At 52.7% G+C, this 18781-nt stretch carries 19 protein-coding genes, 1 tRNA gene and 1 pseudogene; 16 read left to right on the top strand and 5 right to left on the bottom strand.

Annotated elements, in window-relative coordinates; all coding sequences use genetic code 11:
* The 4 genes and pseudogenes from AAAU26_RS07575 to AAAU26_RS07590 all read right to left on the bottom strand — a co-directional run.
* Positions 1–239: pseudogene (locus AAAU26_RS07575) on the bottom strand (relaxase/mobilization nuclease domain-containing protein); the annotation flags it as partial.
* 251 nt (positions 240–490) lie between these two features.
* Positions 491–946 (bottom strand): DUF3592 domain-containing protein, encoded by a 456-nt coding sequence (locus tag AAAU26_RS07580; protein ID WP_015537049.1) that lies wholly within the window; start codon positions 944–946, stop codon positions 491–493.
* Between the two features lie 829 nt (positions 947–1775).
* Complete coding sequence (locus AAAU26_RS07585) at positions 1776–3047, bottom strand: GHKL domain-containing protein (RefSeq protein ID WP_227618426.1); 1272 nt, start codon at positions 3045–3047, stop codon at positions 1776–1778.
* Complete coding sequence (locus AAAU26_RS07590; RefSeq protein WP_005924492.1) at positions 3044–3742, bottom strand: LytR/AlgR family response regulator transcription factor; 699 nt, start codon at positions 3740–3742, stop codon at positions 3044–3046. The genes AAAU26_RS07585 and AAAU26_RS07590 overlap by 4 nt, the downstream gene beginning before the upstream one ends.
* 179 nt (positions 3743–3921) lie before the next feature.
* Here AAAU26_RS07590 and AAAU26_RS07595 point away from each other — a divergent pair, with 179 nt between their 5' ends.
* The 6 genes from AAAU26_RS07595 to AAAU26_RS07620 all read left to right on the top strand — a co-directional run bounded on the left by AAAU26_RS07595 (position 3922) and on the right by AAAU26_RS07620 (position 8252).
* Positions 3922–4509 carry an accessory gene regulator B family protein gene (locus AAAU26_RS07595; protein WP_005924490.1) on the top strand — a complete coding sequence of 196 codons (588 nt, stop codon included), beginning with the start codon at positions 3922–3924 and terminating at the stop codon, positions 4507–4509.
* Between the two features lie 12 nt (positions 4510–4521).
* A complete protein-coding gene (locus AAAU26_RS07600) occupies positions 4522–4695 on the top strand; it encodes a hypothetical protein (RefSeq protein ID WP_180806685.1) in 174 nt (57 codons plus the stop codon).
* A gap of 78 nt (positions 4696–4773) precedes the next feature.
* The gene (locus AAAU26_RS07605) at positions 4774–5055 is read left to right on the top strand and encodes a hypothetical protein (protein WP_005943373.1); all 282 of its coding nucleotides are present in this window, start codon (positions 4774–4776) and stop codon (positions 5053–5055) included.
* A 203-nt stretch (positions 5056–5258) separates the two neighbouring features.
* Positions 5259–5825, top strand: a complete 567-nt coding sequence (locus tag AAAU26_RS07610; RefSeq protein ID WP_005934531.1) for a hypothetical protein — start codon at positions 5259–5261, stop codon at positions 5823–5825.
* 12 nt (positions 5826–5837) lie between these two features.
* Positions 5838–6575, top strand: a complete 738-nt coding sequence (locus AAAU26_RS07615) for a DUF3658 domain-containing protein (RefSeq protein ID WP_223387800.1) — start codon at positions 5838–5840, stop codon at positions 6573–6575.
* A gap of 198 nt (positions 6576–6773) precedes the next feature.
* Positions 6774–8252, top strand: a complete 1479-nt coding sequence (locus AAAU26_RS07620; protein WP_227618427.1) for a recombinase family protein — start codon at positions 6774–6776, stop codon at positions 8250–8252.
* A 37-nt stretch (positions 8253–8289) separates the two neighbouring features.
* Here AAAU26_RS07620 and AAAU26_RS07625 read toward each other — a convergent pair.
* A tRNA-Leu gene (locus AAAU26_RS07625) sits at positions 8290–8369 on the bottom strand.
* Positions 8370–8475: 106 nt separating this feature from the next.
* On the opposite strand from AAAU26_RS07625, the gene spoIVB reads away from it, so the two are divergent.
* The 10 genes from spoIVB to AAAU26_RS07675 all read left to right on the top strand — a co-directional run bounded on the left by spoIVB (position 8476) and on the right by AAAU26_RS07675 (position 18311).
* On the top strand, positions 8476–9711 hold the full coding sequence (spoIVB, locus tag AAAU26_RS07630; RefSeq protein WP_227618428.1) for a SpoIVB peptidase: 1236 nt from the start codon (positions 8476–8478) through the stop codon (positions 9709–9711).
* A 117-nt stretch (positions 9712–9828) separates the two neighbouring features.
* Positions 9829–10587: a sporulation transcription factor Spo0A gene (spo0A, locus tag AAAU26_RS07635; protein ID WP_158394418.1), complete on the top strand. Its 759-nt coding sequence runs from the start codon at positions 9829–9831 to the stop codon at positions 10585–10587.
* Positions 10588–10876: 289 nt separating this feature from the next.
* Positions 10877–11611 (top strand): LytR/AlgR family response regulator transcription factor, encoded by a 735-nt coding sequence (locus AAAU26_RS07640; RefSeq protein WP_227618429.1) that lies wholly within the window; start codon positions 10877–10879, stop codon positions 11609–11611.
* Positions 11611–12879, top strand: coding sequence for a sensor histidine kinase (locus AAAU26_RS07645; RefSeq protein WP_227618430.1), 1269 nt, complete (start codon positions 11611–11613; stop codon positions 12877–12879). The genes AAAU26_RS07640 and AAAU26_RS07645 overlap by 1 nt, the downstream gene beginning before the upstream one ends.
* Positions 12880–13004: 125 nt before the next feature.
* Entirely contained in the window at positions 13005–13493 is a 489-nt protein-coding gene (locus AAAU26_RS07650) for a hypothetical protein (RefSeq protein WP_207677424.1), read from the top strand.
* 377 nt (positions 13494–13870) lie between these two features.
* Positions 13871–14071, top strand: a complete 201-nt coding sequence (rpmE, locus tag AAAU26_RS07655) for a 50S ribosomal protein L31 (protein ID WP_005937210.1) — start codon at positions 13871–13873, stop codon at positions 14069–14071.
* Between the two features lie 204 nt (positions 14072–14275).
* Positions 14276–15001, top strand: coding sequence for an ABC transporter ATP-binding protein (locus AAAU26_RS07660; RefSeq protein ID WP_431834286.1), 726 nt, complete (start codon positions 14276–14278; stop codon positions 14999–15001).
* Between the two features lie 4 nt (positions 15002–15005).
* Entirely contained in the window at positions 15006–15878 is an 873-nt protein-coding gene (locus AAAU26_RS07665) for an ABC transporter permease (RefSeq protein WP_227618431.1), read from the top strand.
* 13 nt (positions 15879–15891) lie between these two features.
* A complete protein-coding gene (locus AAAU26_RS07670) occupies positions 15892–17337 on the top strand; it encodes a GldG family protein (RefSeq protein WP_227618432.1) in 1446 nt (481 codons plus the stop codon).
* Positions 17338–17348: 11 nt separating this feature from the next.
* Complete coding sequence (locus tag AAAU26_RS07675; RefSeq protein WP_227618433.1) at positions 17349–18311, top strand: DUF4340 domain-containing protein; 963 nt, start codon at positions 17349–17351, stop codon at positions 18309–18311.
* Positions 18312–18781 lie beyond the last annotated feature (470 nt).

Raw genomic sequence — 18781 nt, forward strand, 5'->3', positions numbered from 1 at the left:
TAGGGCTTGCGTTCCACCTCTCGTGTTCGGATGCTGCCGATTACGATGTGGACATGGATATTTCCCGAATGGTTGTGTCCATCGGGGTGCGTGCAGACGATGGCGGGATGACCGGGGAAGTTGTCCTTGCAGAACTGCAAGCCAAGGGCTTGCGCCCGCTCCATGGTCAGGCCGTTCTCTACTGCGTCCTTCGGGTCGAAGCTGATGATATAATGGTGGGTCTTCACGTCCGCAGACTGTTCGTAAAACAGTATTCAACAAATGACACGGCAACTGGATGTCAGGATTGGTTACTGTTCACTCCGCTAGGCCTAAAAAGCATTAAGTCCCATGACCACACCGCCGAGGTGTTGGCCATGGGACTTTTTGTGTCTGGGAGCGGCACACCTCTATCGAGGTGTAACACACTAGACTTTGTTCCAAAGTCGTGTGCCAAAGGAGATTACGCTCCTTTGAAATTTCCGTCATCATAGAGGAAAGAAACAATCTATTAACTTTCCCATGCAGCAACAATGCTTCTTTCTGGGTTTTGAGGGTCAATAGTCACCTTTATAGGTGTTCCCTTGCTCACGAGAGGCTTGAACCAAAACCAATGGGACTGTCCATAATAAGTGTCTTTTCCAATCTTGTATTGGTACCGAATCACCCAAGGATAAATTACATCTTCATCAGCAAGGTGATAGGTACTCATGTGGAATTTTATGTGAACCCTTTTTACTGCATTAACTTTTCCGGAAACAATCTTTCCGTTTTTCAGCAGGTCTGCTTTGCGGATGTCTGTAATCCATGCTACCCCGATAATTGCCATAGCAATAAGCCACGCAGCTATGAGTGCCCCGATTCCAACTTGCTTATAGGCGATAGAAATCAGAAAAGCAACAAAAATCCCAACAGCACCAAGAATATGGAGCAAATCTTTAGAAAAGAACTTATGGATTTTTTTCATGGAAAGACACTTCCTTTCTCGGTAGACAACATTATTTGTTCTATTGTATCATATGCTCTGTGTTTTTTCAAACCAAGTCAAGTGATTGGTGAAGCGACATGAAATAATTGCATCTCACGACAGGTCACCGAAGATAATTGGATTTTTGCAAAAAAGAGGAGTAGTGTATCGTCGAAGGACGTGTTATACTCAGTCCATGGAATAATTATGAACTTTATTGTTACTCGGCAGGGTTTGGGGCAGGCACGCCCCAACAAGATCACTTGGAAAACTCGCAAGAGTTTGAGAAGTGAAGTCCCGGATGGACAGGAAATTTTCAAGAATTGAAAATTTGTGGCCACGGGACGGTTCTTGCTCTCCACTGCTGCGCTCAAAACGTATTTCCGAAAGTTGTTTCCGAATTGTTAAGACGCAAAAATAAGTAGAGAGTTCCACTGCTCATATATGTGAATCGCCGTTTGCCCCGAACGAAGTTCCTGCCCCTGTTTTGCAGCGGCGTTGACTGGAGAGCCGGTATCACGTTCGGTCGGCTCATGAAATTTTCAAGGTGCAATCTTCCCCGGAAAAGAAAAATACCGCCCACGCAGTACAGGCGAAGGATTTTGTCGGGTGAAACAGACGGCAAAATGATCGGGTGTGTTGCGGGGCGGTAAATCTTCGCAGGAAATAAAACCGCACAGAATCGTTTCTTTACAGAAATCTCTGTGGATTTGTTGGGAATGATAACATAAGTACGAATGCGTGTCAACACTTCAGGATAATGAATACATCAGATGAACGAAACACACAAAGTACAAGCGAAAGCAAGGCTGCGTTTTAGAAGAATGTTTTAATTTTCGCAGTTCAGGCGGACTTGGACGGTAAACACACCGTCCTTCTTCTTTGTGTAGAAGTCGCCATGGTTCTCTTGAACGATACGATTTATGTTCTTTAGTCCGTAACCGTGATACTCTCCGATGCGGATGCTGCGAACGGTATCGCTGTATGGATTCTCAAGCCGGTAAAAGAGACTGCGATACTGCTTGCGCAGCTGTAGATGAATGATTCGCTGTTCTGCTGGCAAGTCGCAGCAGGCTTCAATGGCATTGTCAAATGTGTTTCCGATGATGATGCTCAAAGACAACGATGAGATCGTCAGAACTTCAGGAATCGTCACATCCAGTTTGACTTTGATGTTATTCCTTTCCGCAATTCGTAAGTAATAATTCAAAAGAGCATCAACAACAGGATTTCCGACAGCAGAAATATTTGTGGAACGCTCGAAAACATTCGTGGCGGCCTGTGCGATCTTGTGAAGTTCTTCGGTATCACCGTGTTCTGCAACTGCCTGCATCGCCAGAATGTATTTCTTCACATCATGCTGTAGAGAACGGACTTCTTCCTGACGTTCTTTGAGCTGCTGGTAGTATTCCATTTGAAGGTTGTACTGCTGCTCATTGAACTTGACTTTGAATTTTTCTAGCTCATTTTCCCGGAGAGCTTCCACATAGAACACGATCAGGATGTTTATAAGGAGAAGTACAGCCATAAGGCCGACCATATAATCAGGGAAATAATCATCCGCAGCATGATACTGTGCCACATAACAGACCGCGATACTTGCGATTTGAATCGCAATGATCGGCAACAGCCATAGGATGCGCAGAGCATTTCCCTTTCGGCTGAAAAAATGTGAAATCAGAACTACGAGTGGAATTTGAATCAGGTTTGAAAAAACAATATAGACCAACCGTGCTGCCCCAGCCTGCATCAGAATGTCGGTATCCGGGATACGCAGACCAATCAGGAGCATTGCAAGCACTTCCACCAAAGCAGCCAGTGTAAAGAAGGCTCCGCTTGCGAAAACCGCCTGCCACGGTCGCTCCTCATAGAACAGCAATGCAAGGAGAAATCCGCCAACTAAAAGATAAATCGTGCGCTGCGTTACCCAATCCGGGAATAAACTCAAAGCGCACTGCCCAGCGATCAAGAGTGCAACATATGACGCATAGAACCACCTTGAGACGGGTTCCTTTTTGGGAAACAGCCGACCGATAAAAAGCAGCAACAGGGCAATGTTGGCAAAGCTCCCTGCAAACTCAACGAAATAATAAAGCATCATCTTCCCAAATAAGCGTTGAAGATCTGATTGAACTCCTGACGCTTCCTCCTGCTGATCGGCAGCTGATGTCCGCTGGAAAGAAAAACAGCGGTTCCCGTAGCGTAAACAATGTGTTCCATGTTGACGAGATAACTTTTGTGTGGTGACACAAAGCACCGTTTGGGAAGCTGCTCCAAGGCTTCAGGAATGCTCATTCGCAATGTAAGGTCTTGCTCCTTGCAGTGAATCAGAACTTTATGTCCGTGGCTTTCCAGAAAGTAAATGTCCGATGTTTCCAAGGACATGGTAACACCATCGTATTCGATCGTGAAATGTTTGGAGTTCAGTTCCTGAAGGACGGCATCCATTGCCGCAGCGAACAGCGTCTGATCCAAAGGTTTGACAAGGTAGCGGAATGCAATGCCATATCCCTGCACAGCGTACTCATGCCGCTTCGTGACAAATACCACCAAAGGATGCTTCTCCATCTGAATCAAAGACTGCGCCAGCTGAAAACCGTTGGATGGCATCTCGATATCGAGAAGAAGCAGATCAAAGGATTTCTTCTGCATTTGCAATTCGCTCAGAAGTTCGTTTCCATCCATGTAAGTTTCAATGTCAAAGCAGCCTTGCACATCGTACTGCTGGACGCTTTGAACAATGCCATCAAGGTCTGATTTCTCATCATCGCAGACTGCAACGTGGTACTTCAGCATTTCGACAACCTCCACAAAATAATGTCCTGCTACTATTATAGACTGTGCAAAGGCTCCTTACAAGTAGCCAGACCTACCACTTTTGTCACCAGAACGACCAGTTTTGCCAAACCTCTTGATTTTGCTGAAATTTATGATACAGTGAAGCAAAAATCAGAAGATAAGGTGGCGCAACTGCAATGTGGGAACGCACGCTGTCTCAAAAATCAGTCCGTCTTTTCTGCGAGCAAAAAGTGATAGATGAAGCAAAGGCGGATGCGTATGTCTATGGGTACGAGTTGCTCATATCATCTGTTGTGAGCGTTCTGCTTGTTGTTTTAATCGCTGTTGTGTGTGGTGATGTGCGGTACGCACTTTCATTTTTGATTGGGTTTATCCCACAGCGAATCTACATTGGCGGATACCATGCAACATCGCACACCAGATGCTATTTGGCATTCTCCGGACTGGCACTTATCTGCATTTTGCTAAGTAAGGCAATCGCAGCAAATCACCTTTTCCGTATCCTGACAACAGTAGCTCTTTTGGGCATCTCTATCTTTCTCTCACCTATCGAAGCAAAGAATAAGCCTTTAAGTGAAAAGAAGCGGTCAAGTTACAAGATGGTCGCATCTGTTCTTTCGTCAATAGATTTCCTGCTTGCCATTTTTAATGTGCTTCCGTATACACGTCATGTAGTTTGCTACTATCTCTCCAAATGGGTATTGATTGTATTCTCAACAATTCCTTTGGTTCAACAAAAATTTAATGCCAACTTTTGTAGATAGGGAGGTGATAACATGAAAAAAAACAAATGGGTGCTGCTTCTTATCGCTTTTGTTGCATTTTTGGTATTGGTTTATTTTATTGGTGCTTGCCTTAATGCAACGGCAGAGGCATTGACAATTATTTCGCTCTGCATCGGCATACTGGTCATTTATTTAGTCGTAAAAGCAATCAAATCAAAATCATGATATTTTGTATTCGTATGATTCCGGTGGACACCTTATGGATACTACAAAATCGTACCATCAAGCTGTGGGAGGCTAAGAATGAAAAAAGGCAAAAGCAACTTTTTTCTTATTGCTCCTTTTGCCCTTTGGGGCTGCATTTCAGTATGGACTAGTAATCTTGTCCGATTGACAGATAAAAGCGCAGTACCTTATGCTTGGGCTTCTTTGTTTTTCTCATATGGAATCGTAGCAGTGCATTATATCCAAGTGGCAGTATCCTCCAAAGGCTGTAACAATGCCGAAAACGAAAAAATTGCATGGGTTCAGCTTGGGCTTTCAACTTTGTTCTTGATAGTAGCTGTTGTTCTAGCTATTCAATGAAGGAAAGCAAAGTAATCACCCAAAGCAGTGTAAGGTCACAATATTTTCTATTCCAGCAGTATTCTAGTAGTTTCAGCATTTGTATGGTTCACATTTATTTGCCGAGGAGTATACACCTGAAGGGGAAAATTTAATGAAGGTGATTCCAATGGAGCTTTAGTGTATTGAGTGAAGAAAAAAAATAAATTAGGAGGCAGTATACTATGACTAACAAAATCAAACGGCTGATTTCCATTCTATTGGTCACGGTTTTATTTCTCCTGACCATTCAGCCAGCATTTGCAACTGGAAATAAGAGAAAGATCGATGATTATTCGATAGAAGAACTTCTCAATCTTTCTGTGCAAGAACAAGAGAATCTCGGATTTTATGTTTTGGCCGAGGTTCCAATGCGCATTCCTGTTTCTAATACAGACGGCTCAAGAGTTGTATCGTATATTGATGGAACATGGAGAGTTCTTTATACAAAGGCCAATGGATTGGGCTTTTATATGAGTGGAACTACCGTCGGTATTGGCCCGGATTTAATAAAAAATGTTTCAGGAACGGATTACTACACGAGCTATTCCGATAACATCGAACGAAGCTGCCCATTTTCAACGACAGCACTAGTTCCAGAACAAAGTATATATAATACAACCTATACATATGACTTCTATGATGTTGGAACTTATCTTGATTGCAGCGTTGGGTGTTATTTTGGAGTGGTTGGCTCAAGCAAACCAATCTATTGGAGTGCAACTACACAAGTTACCATCCCGAAATTATGATTTTGACCAGCTATGGATGAAATTGTTTTTGAACCCAGTGATGTCAATATGTTAGCAGCTTTAGGCATCGTCGAAAGTGTAAAGTTGTTTCCGTTTATGTTATCAATGGGAGAACTTCAATATGCTTGCGATTCAGAATATCGTTGCAAACAATTCGTGAATTGCCTTTCAGAATATTATCCTGACAGCCAAATTGAAGCTAGACAACTGTGGTCGAAATATCATGGTACAGCGAATGCGGTTCAATGTGATATGATAAATCATAAGCCACTGCGTGTTTGGGTCAGGAGTTCTGCCGATTGTTGGTGCGGCATTTATTATATTTGTTACTATGCAGCAAAGTATGGTACAAATAGAATTTTGCTTGCATCCAGAGAAGGTCTGAAAGAATTTATGGAAGGGAAAACCGATAAGATCTCACAAAAGTATTTGACGGAAGAAACTATTACTGAGTATGCCAAAAGATGGGGAAAGCTATTAAACGAAAACACCTCCATGCGTATTTGGCATGCGAACGATGTTAAAAGCGTTAACATAGATTATTTCGACCAGAGAATTATTAGTTTAGTATCGAGAATTCCTATTTCGGTTGGTGAACTTACCGCAGACGTATTAAAAGCGATTTCTGCTCCGGTAAGTGACTGGTATGTCATGAAACGCATAGAAGCACTTTTGAAAAAGGGTGTTCTTCAAGTCGTTATTCCAAACAAAATCTTTTATAATACCATCGTCCAGCTAAACGAAGAATAAAGGAATCCGAGCAAGTCGGCCCAACAGTCACCTCATTTCAACGAGAGGGGTGGCTGTTGGGTCAATTGTTCAAAAAGAAAAACTGAAGATAATAAAAAGTCTTGATTTCTCCATCAAAACATGGTATATACATTATACGAAACAGTGCTTTGAAAGAACGCTCCACCGTTCAATGATGTAGAATGAGAGGTGTCCGTCATGACCGCTGTAATCTACGCCCGCTATTCCAGTGATAACCAGCGCGAAGAATCCATCGAAGGCCAGATTCGTGAATGCACGGCCTATGCCGAAAAGAATGACATCACTATCGTCAAGCACTACATTGACCGCGCCATCTCTGCCAAGACGGATAATCGCCCTCAATTCCAACAGATGATAAAGGACAGCGACAAGAAGCTGTTTGATATTGTTCTGGTCTGGAAACTTGACCGCTTTGCCCGGAATCGCTACGACAGTGCCCGGTATAAGACCCAGCTGAAGAAGAACGGTGTCAAGCTCATGTCGGCTACGGAGATCATCTCCGAGGGGCCAGAGGGTATCATTCTGGAATCGGTTCTGGAGGGCTATGCAGAATACTACTCTGCCGACCTTGCCGAAAAGGTTGTCCGTGGACAGACAGAGAACATCCTGAAAGGCCGCTGCAACGGTGGTCGTGGAACGTTTGGATATACGCTGGATTCCGAGCGGAAATTTCACATCGACCCGCTTGCCTCCCCTTTCGTGCTGGAATCGTTCACGAAGTATCGGGATGGCCTCACGATGAAAGAGATTCGGGACTGGCTGAATGAAAACGGCATCAAGAACCCGGTCGGAGGCGAATTTACTTACAACAGCGTGGAGCACATGCTCAAAAACCGGCGTTATATCGGAGAACTGAAATTCCGGGATGTGGTCGTGCCGGATGCGATTCCGCCCATCGTGCCGCTGGAACTGTTCGATGATGTGCAGGAAAAGATTGCCAAAAACAAGAAAGCCCCTGCCCGAAGAAAGGCAGAGGACGATTACCTGCTGACAACCAAGCTGCACTGTGGTTGCTGCGGTGCGCTGATGTTTGGCGAAAGCGGCACAAGCCGGACGGGAGAAGTCCACCGCTACTATAAATGTGCCACGGCCAAAAAGAAGAAGGGCTGCAAGAAGAAAACTGTCCGCAAACAGTGGCTGGAAGATCTGGTGGTGAACCAGACCATGCAGCTTGTCCGGGACGATGCCGCCATGGAATCCATTATCGCCAAGGTCATGGAGCTGCAAGACCGAGAGAACACCAACCTTCCTCTCTATGAGAAACAGCTCCGGGATGCAGAATCGGGTATCCAGAATATGCTCAACGCAATTCAAGCCGGAATCCTCACCAGTTCCACCAAGGAACGGTTGGAACAGCTCGAAGAAACCAAGCGTGAGCTTGAAGCCCGCATTGCGGAAGAAAAGCTGGCAAAGCCAAAAATCAAAGAGGAATTTATCCGTTTCTGGCTGATGCGCTTCCGTAAACTGGACATGAGCCTGAAAGACCAGAGGCAAGCGTTGGTGGATACGTTCATCAATTCGATTTATCTGTACGATGATAAGGTTTTGATAACCTTTAACTATAAAGAAGGTACACAGACCATCACGTTTGAGGAAGCGGCCCAAGCCGCATCAAAGGAAAATGGTTCGGATTTGGATTGCTTTACTGCAAGATAAAAAATGACCCCAAGCCTGAGCTTGGGGCCATTTTTTATGCGGGAGAAGGGGGTCGAACCCTCACTCCGTTGGAACTGGTGCCTAAAACCAGCGCGTCTGCCATTCCGCCACTCCCGCACGGAAACTTTATTTATAGTAGCAAGATTCGCCGCAAAAGTCAACTGCCGAAGGATAATTCCCTCGTTGCCTCCGCATAATAACCCCAAAAACAGCGAGGGAGGCCATGGGCGTGAAGAGAATGCAGCGGGCAAAGCTTGCGGCGGCATATCTGCTGCTGGCTCTTGCGGCAGCTTTGGGCTGGCTGTACAGCTGTCTGCCGGACCGGGTCTATCTGGAGCCGGGACAAGCCTTATATCTCCCCCGCTTTGCATGGGTCGAGCCACAGCGCGGCCATGGGAGCCAGAATGTTGCCAGCACCCGGGCGGTGGGCAGCTACCAGACGACGCTGACGCTGGGCGGGTGGCTCCCCATCAAAACCATCCGGGCGGTGGTGACAGAGCGGCCCAGAGTGACCGTCTGCGGTACACCCTTCGGCGTCAAGATGTTCTCCGAAGGGGCGCTCATCGTGGGATTTTCGGAGATCGGGCAGGCTGGCGGCGGGACATCGAATCCCGCCAAGGAGGCCGGGCTTCGCCTCGGTGACCGGGTCATCTGCATCGGGCAGACCCGCACCGAGAGCAATGAAGCCGTAAAGGAAGCCCTGGACGCTGCCGAGGGACAGTCCGTGGAGGTCGTGTATATCCGCAGCGGTGAGCAGAAGCTGACTACCCTGACCCCGGTGTGGGACGGTGCCGCCGGGCAGTGGCGGGCCGGAATGTGGGTGCGGGACTCCTCTGCCGGTGTGGGTACACTGACCTTTGCTGACGAGGAGCTCGGCGTATTTGCGGGACTGGGCCACCCCATCAGCGACAGCGACACCGGCGAAAGCGTCGCCCTGCGCAGCGGCGAGATCGTTCCCTGCGAGATAACCGGCTGCAGTGCCGGAACGGCCGGAAGCCCCGGTGAGTTAAAGGGCCATTTCCTGAGCGCCCACGCCATCGGCACCATCCGCATCAACGGCGAGAACGGCGTCTACGGCACGACGCGCACCCACTTCTCGGGCCAGCTGCGGGAGATCGCGTTCGCGCAGGAAGTCGTCACCGGCCCCGCTGAGATATGGGCTACCATCGAAGGGGAAGCGCCCCGCGCTTACCGCATCCAGATCGAGCGGGTCAGCGACGCCGACCCCCGCCGGAATCTGGTCATCCGGGTGACCGACCCTTCGCTTCTGTCTGCGACCGGCGGCATCGTGCAGGGCATGAGCGGAAGCCCCATCCTCCAAAATGGGCGCCTCGTGGGTGCTGTGACCCATGTTCTGGTCAATGACCCCACCCGAGGCTACGGGATTTTCGCCCAGACGATGCTCGAACAGGCAAAAAACGCCGTTCAAAGCGGTGCCGAAGCGCAGACCGCAGAATGAACAAGAAGATTTTTTGTGAAAATTCCAGAAAATGTAAAAATTTCCTGTTGCAATCCATGGTAAAATATGGTAAAATCTAGACTGTAAAGGGAACTGCACACATTGGAGGATAGTACGATGGATAAAGTAAGATTTTTGATGTCGGATACCAGTGCGGATGTTACGGCAGCCTGTCGAGAGGCACTGGAGCAAAAAGGCGTAGAAGTGACCGTCGTGGAAAAAGACGGCCTTCAGGTTTTGCAGAAGATGCTTGTGGTGCGGCCGCAGGTGGTTTTGCTGGATGCCTTCATGCCCGGGCTGGATGCTCTGGCCGTCAAGCAGAAATATGTCGCCGCCGGCGAAACGCACACCACGTTTTTCGTCACCGGCGCCTTCCAGAGCGAGGAAATGGTCCAGGAGCTGCTGGATGAGGGCTTCGCCTACTACTTTGTCAAACCCTTCGACGAGAATGTCCTTGCCAGCCGGGTGCTCAAAGTCGCCCACGGCCACCAGAAGCGGCTTATCACGGCCAGCGTGGACAGCGACGAGCTGAAGGTCACGGACATTCTGCATCAGATCGGCGTCCCTGCCCACATCAAAGGCTACCAGTTCCTGCGGGATGCCATCCTGCTCACCATGAACGAGCCGGAGTACATCAATGCCGTCACCAAGCGCCTGTACCCGGAGATCGCCAAGAAAAACGGCACCACCGCCAGCCGGGTAGAGCGCGCCATCCGCCACGCCATCGAGGTGGCATGGGACCGTGGCGATGTGGACACCCTGAACAGCTACTTCGGCTACACCATCCACAACCTGCGCGGTAAACCGACCAACTCGGAGTTCATCGCGATGATTGCGGATAAGATGCGCCTGGATAAGCGGCAGCAGGCGGGTTGAAAAGAATATTTTTCTGCGTCATTTTCCTGTGGTATTTTTCATTTGTTGCCGGGTGCGAAATTATAAATTACGGTTCCCTCATAATATGGTAATAACAGGCCTCCTGCATCAATTTTCCAATGCAGGAGGCTCGTTTTATGTGCAAAAGTGATCGTTGGCGGATCAGCACGGCCACCCGCAGGCGGCAAGCAATCAGCCCAGTGGGCTGCCATCACAACTTGACGAAAAAAGCAAGAATCTCTATACTATAGAACAGAATAAACAAAGAAGGGAACGGATAGATCCCCTTATGCTGAAGATCGCATTTTGTGACGACGAGAACCAAGAGACCAGACGGCTGGAAGCTCTGCTGGAAGAATATGCTGCTGACCGCGGGCAGGACTTTGCCCATACGTCTTATCAAAGCCCGGTCGAGCTGATGGCGGAGGTGGAGAAGGGAACGCGCTTCGACATCATCCTGCTGGATGTCCTGATGCCGGGCGAAAACGGGATGGCTGCGGCCCGGGAGATACGGGAATATGACTCGAATGTGAAGATCATCTTCCTTACTTCAAGCACGGAGTTTGCGGTGGAATCCTACGCGGTGGATGCATGGTATTACCAGCTCAAGCCCATCCGGAGAGAGGACTTTTTCCGCCTGATGGACTCGGCCTGTGCGGCCTGCACCAGGGAGCAGAAGCACAGCCTCATCCTCCGGAGCAAGAGCGGCATCGTCCGCCTGGAGCTGGAAGAGCTGGTCTACTGCGAGGTGATGGGGCGGACGCTCACGTTTCACCTGAACAACGGCGTCGTGCTGGAAAGCATGGGCCGGCTGGACGACCTCTGTGACCAGCTCGTGGAATACCCGAATTTCCTCCGTCCCCACCGCTCCTTCCTTATCAATATGGAGTATATCGCCAACATCGCAGCACGCTCCATTACGATGCAGGACGGAGCCGTGGTGCCGCTGCCCCACGGGAAGTATTCGGAAACGAAGGACCGCTACCTGAGCTATATTTTTGACCGAAAGCAGGTGGTCATGTAGTGAACGCTCTTACTGTACCAAACGGTGTTGCCGTGGCGCTCTTTGGCATCGCACTCTCGGCGGCGTTCTGTGACATCCACTGGACGAAGAAAAACTGCATTATATTGGCGGTCGGCTCAGCAGCCATGCTCTTGATGCAGGCGCTTATTACTTATAAGGGTAGCTGGATGGCGATGCAGGAGGCGTATCCGCTTACCACCCATCTGCCGCTCGCCATCATCCTCAGTGTCCTCAGCGGAAAATGGCTCTGGCCCACCATCTCGGTGCTGGCGGCGTATCTGTGCTGTCAGCTCCGGCGCTGGGTGGCGCTGCTGGTCATTGCGATGGTGCCGGGCATCGACTGGCTGCAGCCCGCCGTCGAGATGGTGGTTACGCTGCCGTTGCTGGCAGTATTGCTGCGCTATGTTGCACCGGCGGCCCGCAGCTTTGCCCGGTATCCGCGCTCGATGCAGCTTCTGTTCGGCGTAGTGCCGCTGGCAGGTTACCTTTTCGATTATGTGACCCGCATCTACACCGACCTTCTCGCCCAGGGCAATCAGGCGGCGGTGGAATTCATGCCCTTCGTGTGCAGCGTGGCGTATATCGTCTTTGTCCTCCGGGTCTCGGCAGAGGAGCGCACCCGCGGCCAGCTGGAACAGACCCGGAACAACCTCAAATTGCAGGTCGGCCAGGCGGTGCGGGAGATCGAGGCCCTGCGCACCTCCCAGCAGCAGACCCGCGCCTACCGCCACGACCTGCGCCACCATCTGCAATACATCTCCGCCTGCATCGAGAACGGCAGGGGAGAGCAGGCACAGGAGTACATCCAAAGCATCTGCTCCGAGATAGAGGCCAGCAAGGTGACGACCTACTGCGAGAACGAGGCTGCGAACCTCATCTTCTCGTCCTTTGCAGGCCGGGCGGAGAACTGTGGTGTGCCGCTCAACATTCAGGCTCATATCCCGCAGCTTATCTCGGTGGCCGAGACAGACCTCTGCGTGCTGCTCTCCAATGCGCTGGAAAATGCGCTCCGGGCCTGCCGCAGGATGAAAGCAGAGAATGGCCCTGCATACATTGAAGTTACTGCCCGGGAAAAGAACGGGCATCTCTTTTTGCAGTTCGTCAATCCCTGTCCGGAGGGAATACAGTTTGAAAACGGCCTGCCGGTGACCCACGCCGAAGGACACGGCATCGGTGTGCGCAGCATCTGCGCTATCGTGGAAAAATATAAAGGGCTTTCGGATTTCTCGGTGCAGGACGGCAGATTCATCCTCCGCGTTTCCCTGTGAGCCGGGTCGATTGAGCGCAGTTTCGGGGCGAATCGTGTCAAACTGTCCGCCGCAGGGGCAGAAAAGAGTATACTGGAACCAGACAAAATGTGCTCTCCGAATATCGCACAAGGAGGAAAAGTTTTATGAAACGTATCACTTCTCTTGCACTCAGCGCGGCACTTCTGGCCTCGCTTTCGACACCGGTGCTGGCCGCGCCGGCCATCTCTGTGGATGCGGCCCCTACGGCAGCTGTACTGGAAGAGGAAAACTCTTTGTGGGAGCTTCCGCAGGCAGATACGCCGGACATGAGCAACACGGTCTGGTCGTTTGCCGGCGGCTACATCGACGGCAGCGAGATGACTCAGGCCGAGATGGACGAGTCTCTGGCGGCATACGGCGGCACGCTGCAGTTCACCTTTGACGCCGCAGGCGGCGCAAAGATGATCCAGGGCGGCGGTACGCTGAACGGCACTTACCAGTATCTCGACGACGGCAGCGTGGGCGTCATCTTCGACTACAACGGCGAGGAGCTGCGCTACGCCTGCATCTTTACCTGGACGGACGAGGGCGAGCTGCTCATGGTCGCCATCTCGGATGTGGAGGGTGCCGACGGCATTTACTTTGTCCAGTAAATTCGTTTCATCGTGTCTTTCAGATGCGATGCAGATAAGCCTTGTCTTGGAACTCTGGCTCTGACGGCTGCTTTTGCGGAAAGCAGCCGTCCTGCGGGAGCCGGAACGCCCATTCCCAGGTGAGGCTGGAGGAATCAGAAACGGCCCGGCAGAGTTTTCTGCCGGGCTTGTTCGTTTTCCGGGGCGGAGAGAAGGACTTTCCAGAAAAAAGTGCAAAAAAGTCAAAATATCCTCTTGCAATTTTTCCGGAGAGTGATATAATATTAAGGCAATCGTTTCCAAGGCCGCTCGAGGGGGTAGCCGATATTGAAGGTTGTGATGGGCACATACATTAAATATGGCCCCAATAAGTCAGAACCAGAAATGAGGTGAAAAGAATGAAACAGGGTATCCATCCGAACTACGTTGACTGCACCATCACCTGCGCATGCGGCAACGTCATTAAGACTCGTTCCACCAAGCCCGAGATCCACGTCGAAGTTTGCTCCAAGTGCCATCCTTTCTACACTGGTAAGCAGAAGCTGGTCGACAGCGGCGGACGTGTTGAGCGCTTCAACAAGCGTTTCGGCCGTAAGTAATTGCAACAATTACAAGGCTTCCAAGAGCGTCGTTCCCTATGCGGGGAGCGGCGCTCTTTTTGCGTCCGGCCGCGAAAACTGCCGCATCAGCGCAAAAGAAACAATATTTGGAAACGCACACAGGTTTATCTTATTTCTGACACATTTTCGGGCTAAAATGATGCAGATATTCCCGGGGACACCCGCAGAGAAGGAGCGTTTTTTGTGATAGAAGTATCCCACCTCACCAAGAAATACGGCAGCCGCCTTGCAGTGGACGACATCTCTTTCACGGTGGAGGACGGCGTCATCTACGGCCTGCTGGGGCCGAACGGTGCCGGCAAGTCCACCATCATGAACATCCTCACCGGTTATCTCGCCGCCACGGAGGGACAGGTGACGGTGGCGGGCCATCCGCTGCCCGAGGAAGCCGACGCCGCCAAAGCCTGCGTGGGCTATCTGCCGGAACAGCCGCCCCTTTACCCGGAGATGACGGTGGCCGAATATCTCGACTTTGCCGCCGAACTGAAAGGCGTCAAGAAAGCAGACCGCTCGGCACAGGTGCAGTCTGCCGCCCGCCGTACCGGTCTGGAAGACGTTCTGCCCCGGCTCATCCGCAGCCTCTCGAAGGGCTACCGCCAGCGGGTGGGCGTGGCGCAGGCGCTGCTGGGCAGTCCGCAGCTCATCATTCTGGACGAACCCACCGTGGGTCTCGACCCGGCGCAGGTCATCGAGCTGCGCCGCCTCATCCGGGAGCTGGGCCGAACCCACACGGTCATCCTGTCCAGCCACATCCTCAGTGAAGTGAAGGCCGTCTGTGATAAGGCGCTCATCCTGTCGCAGGGGCATCTGGCCGCTGTCGTGGACCTTGCCGCTGAAGAGCGCGATTTGGAAGAGCTCTTCCTTGAGCTGACGGCTCTGGAAGAGACTTCGGATAAAAAGGAGGACTGATTCGATGCTTGCCATCTACAAGCGGGAGCTGCGCAGCTTTTTTCACGGAATGATGGGCTATGTGCTCACGGCCTTTCTGCTGGCGGCTTCCGGCATCTATTTTCTGGCCCTGAACCTCGGTTACGGCCTGACGGATTTTGGCTACTATACGCTCTACCGCACGATCTTCATGCTGCTGCTCTATTTCCCGGTGCTGGCCATGCGCTCGCTGGCCGAAGAGCGCCGCGCCCGCACCGACCAGCTGCTTCTCACCAGCCCGGTGTCCGTGTGGGGCATCGTGGTGGGCAAGTATCTGGCACTCTGCACCGTGTTCGCGCTGCCCTGTCTGGCCGACGGCGTCATGATCGTCGTGCTCTGGCTGCTGGGCGGCACGGCCTCGGCCTGCGGGGCAAATTTCGCCGCGCTGCTGTGCTATTTCCTGCTGGGCTGTGCGGCCATTGCCGTCTGCGAGTTCTGCTCCGGCCTCACGGAGAACCAGATCATCGCGGCAGTCATGGGCTTTTCGGCCCTGCTGCTGGCCTATATGATGCCCAGCCTCCGCAGTATGTTCAACGCCGGGAGCGCCGTGGCACTGGTGGTCTTTACGGCTCTGTCGGCGGGAGCCTCCCTTGCGGTGGGCCTGCGCACCCGGAGCTTCACGCTGGGTTGCTTCTGCTTTGCGGCCCTCTGTGCCGGGCTGAGCGCCCTGTTCCTGCTGCGCAGCGCATGGCTCACCGAGGCGTTCAGTGCTGTCTTGAGCGCCCTCTGCCTGTTTGCGCCCTTTGAGGAGTTCGTCAACAACAGCTTTTCCATCCCGACGCTGGTTTATTATCTGACGGTGACGGTGCTCTTCCTCTTCTTTACGGCGCAGGGCATCGAGAAGCGCCGCTGGAACTGAGAGGGGGAAGACTATGAAGAAATTTGAGAAAAAGAGCGCAGGCTCGCTGGAGCGTCTGCGGATGCGCAGCGGCATCTATGCCTCGGCGGTCACGGTGCTGGTGGTCGTGCTGGCCGTCCTGCTCAACCTCATCGTCCGGGCCATTCCGACGAAGTACACCGAGTTCGACCTCTCGGAGGCCGGACTCTACACCCTCAGTGACAGCTCCAAGGACATCGCCCACGCCCTGACGCAGGATGTCACCATCTACTATCTGGCCGAGACGGGCAGCGAGGACGCCATCATCACAAAGCTGCTGGACCGCTACGCCTCCGAGAGCGGCCACATCAAATGGGAGACGAAAGACCCCGCCGTCTACCCGACCTTCGCCGCCCAGTACGGTGTGCAGTCGGCTGAGAACGGCAGTCTCATCCTCGTCTCGGGGGAGAAGAGCGCCGTGCTGGCGGCGTCCGACCTCTACGATTATGACTACTCCGACTACTACACCACCGGCAGCTACAGTGTGACCTTTGGCGGCGAAAATAAGCTCACCGCTGCCATCTATCGCATCACCAGCGGCGAAGAGCTCCACGCCTACTACACGACGAACCACGGCGAACAGCGTCTCACCGACACCCTGACCGATGCGCTGGAAGGCCAGAACCTCTCCGTCAGCCCCCTCGACCTGCTGACGGACACCATCCCGGACGACTGCGACCTGCTCATCATCAATGACCCGCAGCAGGACTTTGCATCGACGGGCGGCCTCGTGGATGAAATGTCGGCCCTGCGCGCCTACCTGAAAAATGGCGGACATCTGATGCTCACCACCGACAGCTATTACTCCACCCCGAATCTTGACGCCCTGATGGCCGAGTTTGGACTGACCCGCACGACCGGCCTTGTGGTGGAAGGGGACAGCGGCCATTACCTGAATGGTTACCCCTACTATCTGCTGCCGGATTACGCCACCGACACCGAGAGCGGCACGCTGGACGGCATCGACACCAGCCGCCGCGTCCTGCTGCAGATGGCGCAGGGCATCACCATCACTGAAACGGAAGGCATCGCCTCGGAAGCTCTGCTGGTCAGTACCGAGAGCTCCTATAGCAAGGCGGCGGGCTATGAGATGACCACCGCCGAGCAGGAAGACGGCGACCCCGACGGCCCCTTTGCACTGGCAGCCTATGCTTCCAATAACAGCACCGGCGCAGAGGTCATCTGGGTCAACTGCGGCAACATGGACAACGAGGCCGTCTACCAGACTGTTCCCGGCAACGTGACCTTCCTGCAGGGCTGCGCAGCCTCTCTGGCCGGGCAGGAGGGGACCACCCTCGTGGAGTCCAAGGCGCTGGAAGCTGCGCCCATCACCATCTCGGGCCACACCGCCGCTGTGCTGGGTCTGGTGTTCGTCCTCATCCTCCCGGCGGCTGTGCTGGCCGTGGGCGCAGTGGTGGTGCTGCTGCGACGCCGCAAGTAAGGAGGCACGCCATGAAAGCAAAACAGCGTACCCTCATCGTTTTGCTGGTGTTCGTCCTTGCCTCCGGGGCGGCGCTGGCCCTGCTGACCCACGCGAAGCAGAAAGCCGAACAGGCCGCCAGTGAGGCCGAGGACGGCAGCATTCCGCTGCTGGATGTGACCACCGCCACGCTGGAAAGCGTCTCCATCCAGTATGGCGGTGAGACGCTGACGCTCCGGCCCTCTGACGACGGCTGGACGCTGACCGAGGACCCGGCCTACCATCTGGATGATTCGGCCTGCAACACCATCCGGACCGCGCTGGCAGGCATGAAGGCCAGGCGCCAGCTCGAGGCGCAGCCCGGCGAGGACTACGGCTTCGACGCGCCCCGGCTTGTTGTAAATGTTTCGGCGGCGGGGGAGAGTACCACCCTTACCGTGGGAGCGGAGAACCCCGTCACCGGGGATGTGTACGTCCGGCGGGAGGGCAGCGACGCTGTCTATACCGTGGACGCGGCAAGGTTCCGCTGCATGGAGCAGACGAAGGCGGAGCTCTTTGGGGCGTTCAGTCCGGCGGGTATCACAGTCTCGGACATCGAGGCTGTGAGCTACACCCTCCAAAGCGGCGAGACGATCAAGCTGCAATCCGTATCCCAGCCCACGGAGGCCGACAGCACCACCTACCAGACCGTCTGGCAGCTCACAGATGAGCCGGATGCTGCGTTGGACACCGACAAGGCGGACGCTCTGCTGGCCGCACTGGCCAGCTATGTCACCGGGCAGGACACTGCCGCCGACCTTTCCGCCTGCGGCTTTGACGCCCCGCTGGTGACAGCAGAGGTGACGACGGCAGACGGCACTGTCACCCTGACGTATGCCATCGGCACCGACGGCTATTATATGATGGTGTCGGGCGACAGCTCTGTCTACACCGTGGACGGCCAGACCGTGCAGGCCCTCTGCCTGACGGCCCGGCAGCTGAAAGCCGACACCTGAGAATTTATCCCAAAAGCACCTGCAGTTCTGCACTGTAGGTGCTTTTATGCTGTATAAGAAAACGCTATATGAAAAATTGATGTAAAACCCGGGTGGGAAAAGCCCCCTCGGAGTCAAAGTTTTGGCAAACATCAGCAGAGTGATTGACATTTTGACAAAGATTGTTTAAGATAGACAAGACAGGGCAGAATAACTGCGCAATGTTACGGTCGTCATGGATGTTGTGCGGGGATGAGTCTGCTCCCACAGCCAGCACATATTGGATGGGCGAGGCGTTTTTGCGTCAGACAAGGAGGGCTTCCGCAGCAATCCTGACGGATTGCAAGGGAGAACGACGCGGTATGACACGAAAAAGGCCGTTCAGACGGTGTGGGATGGTTGTGGGAATAGACTCAAAGTCACCCTAATGCGATAGAAGGATGGGGGAGTAAACCCCTGTCTTTTTTCGTATCTGAGTTACAAGGAGGATA

Source organism: Faecalibacterium longum, from assembly GCF_040094125.1.
In the GTDB taxonomy this organism is placed as follows: domain Bacteria; phylum Bacillota; class Clostridia; order Oscillospirales; family Ruminococcaceae; genus Faecalibacterium; species Faecalibacterium longum.

Bases quoted from the DNA above. Each gene is read 5' to 3' on its own strand.
- AAAU26_RS07620 (WP_227618427.1), top strand. From the start codon at position 6,774: ATGACCGCTGTAATCTACGCCCGCTATTCCAGTGATAACCAGCGCGAA.
- rpmE (WP_005937210.1), top strand. From the start codon at position 13,871: ATGAAACAGGGTATCCATCCGAACTACGTTGACTGCACCATCACCTGC.
- AAAU26_RS07595 (WP_005924490.1), top strand. From the start codon at position 3,922: ATGTGGGAACGCACGCTGTCTCAAAAATCAGTCCGTCTTTTCTGCGAG.
- AAAU26_RS07665 (WP_227618431.1), top strand. From the start codon at position 15,006: ATGCTTGCCATCTACAAGCGGGAGCTGCGCAGCTTTTTTCACGGAATG.
- AAAU26_RS07615 (WP_223387800.1), top strand. From the start codon at position 5,838: ATGGATGAAATTGTTTTTGAACCCAGTGATGTCAATATGTTAGCAGCT.
- AAAU26_RS07670 (WP_227618432.1), top strand. From the start codon at position 15,892: ATGAAGAAATTTGAGAAAAAGAGCGCAGGCTCGCTGGAGCGTCTGCGG.
- AAAU26_RS07675 (WP_227618433.1), top strand. From the start codon at position 17,349: ATGAAAGCAAAACAGCGTACCCTCATCGTTTTGCTGGTGTTCGTCCTT.
- AAAU26_RS07600 (WP_180806685.1), top strand. From the start codon at position 4,522: ATGAAAAAAAACAAATGGGTGCTGCTTCTTATCGCTTTTGTTGCATTT.
- spo0A (WP_158394418.1), top strand. From the start codon at position 9,829: ATGGATAAAGTAAGATTTTTGATGTCGGATACCAGTGCGGATGTTACG.
- AAAU26_RS07605 (WP_005943373.1), top strand. From the start codon at position 4,774: ATGAAAAAAGGCAAAAGCAACTTTTTTCTTATTGCTCCTTTTGCCCTT.
- AAAU26_RS07640 (WP_227618429.1), top strand. From the start codon at position 10,877: ATGCTGAAGATCGCATTTTGTGACGACGAGAACCAAGAGACCAGACGG.
- AAAU26_RS07580 (WP_015537049.1), bottom strand. From the start codon at position 946: ATGAAAAAAATCCATAAGTTCTTTTCTAAAGATTTGCTCCATATTCTT.
- AAAU26_RS07610 (WP_005934531.1), top strand. From the start codon at position 5,259: ATGACTAACAAAATCAAACGGCTGATTTCCATTCTATTGGTCACGGTT.
- AAAU26_RS07590 (WP_005924492.1), bottom strand. From the start codon at position 3,742: ATGCTGAAGTACCACGTTGCAGTCTGCGATGATGAGAAATCAGACCTT.
- AAAU26_RS07650 (WP_207677424.1), top strand. From the start codon at position 13,005: ATGAAACGTATCACTTCTCTTGCACTCAGCGCGGCACTTCTGGCCTCG.
- AAAU26_RS07585 (WP_227618426.1), bottom strand. From the start codon at position 3,047: ATGATGCTTTATTATTTCGTTGAGTTTGCAGGGAGCTTTGCCAACATT.
- spoIVB (WP_227618428.1), top strand. From the start codon at position 8,476: ATGGGCGTGAAGAGAATGCAGCGGGCAAAGCTTGCGGCGGCATATCTG.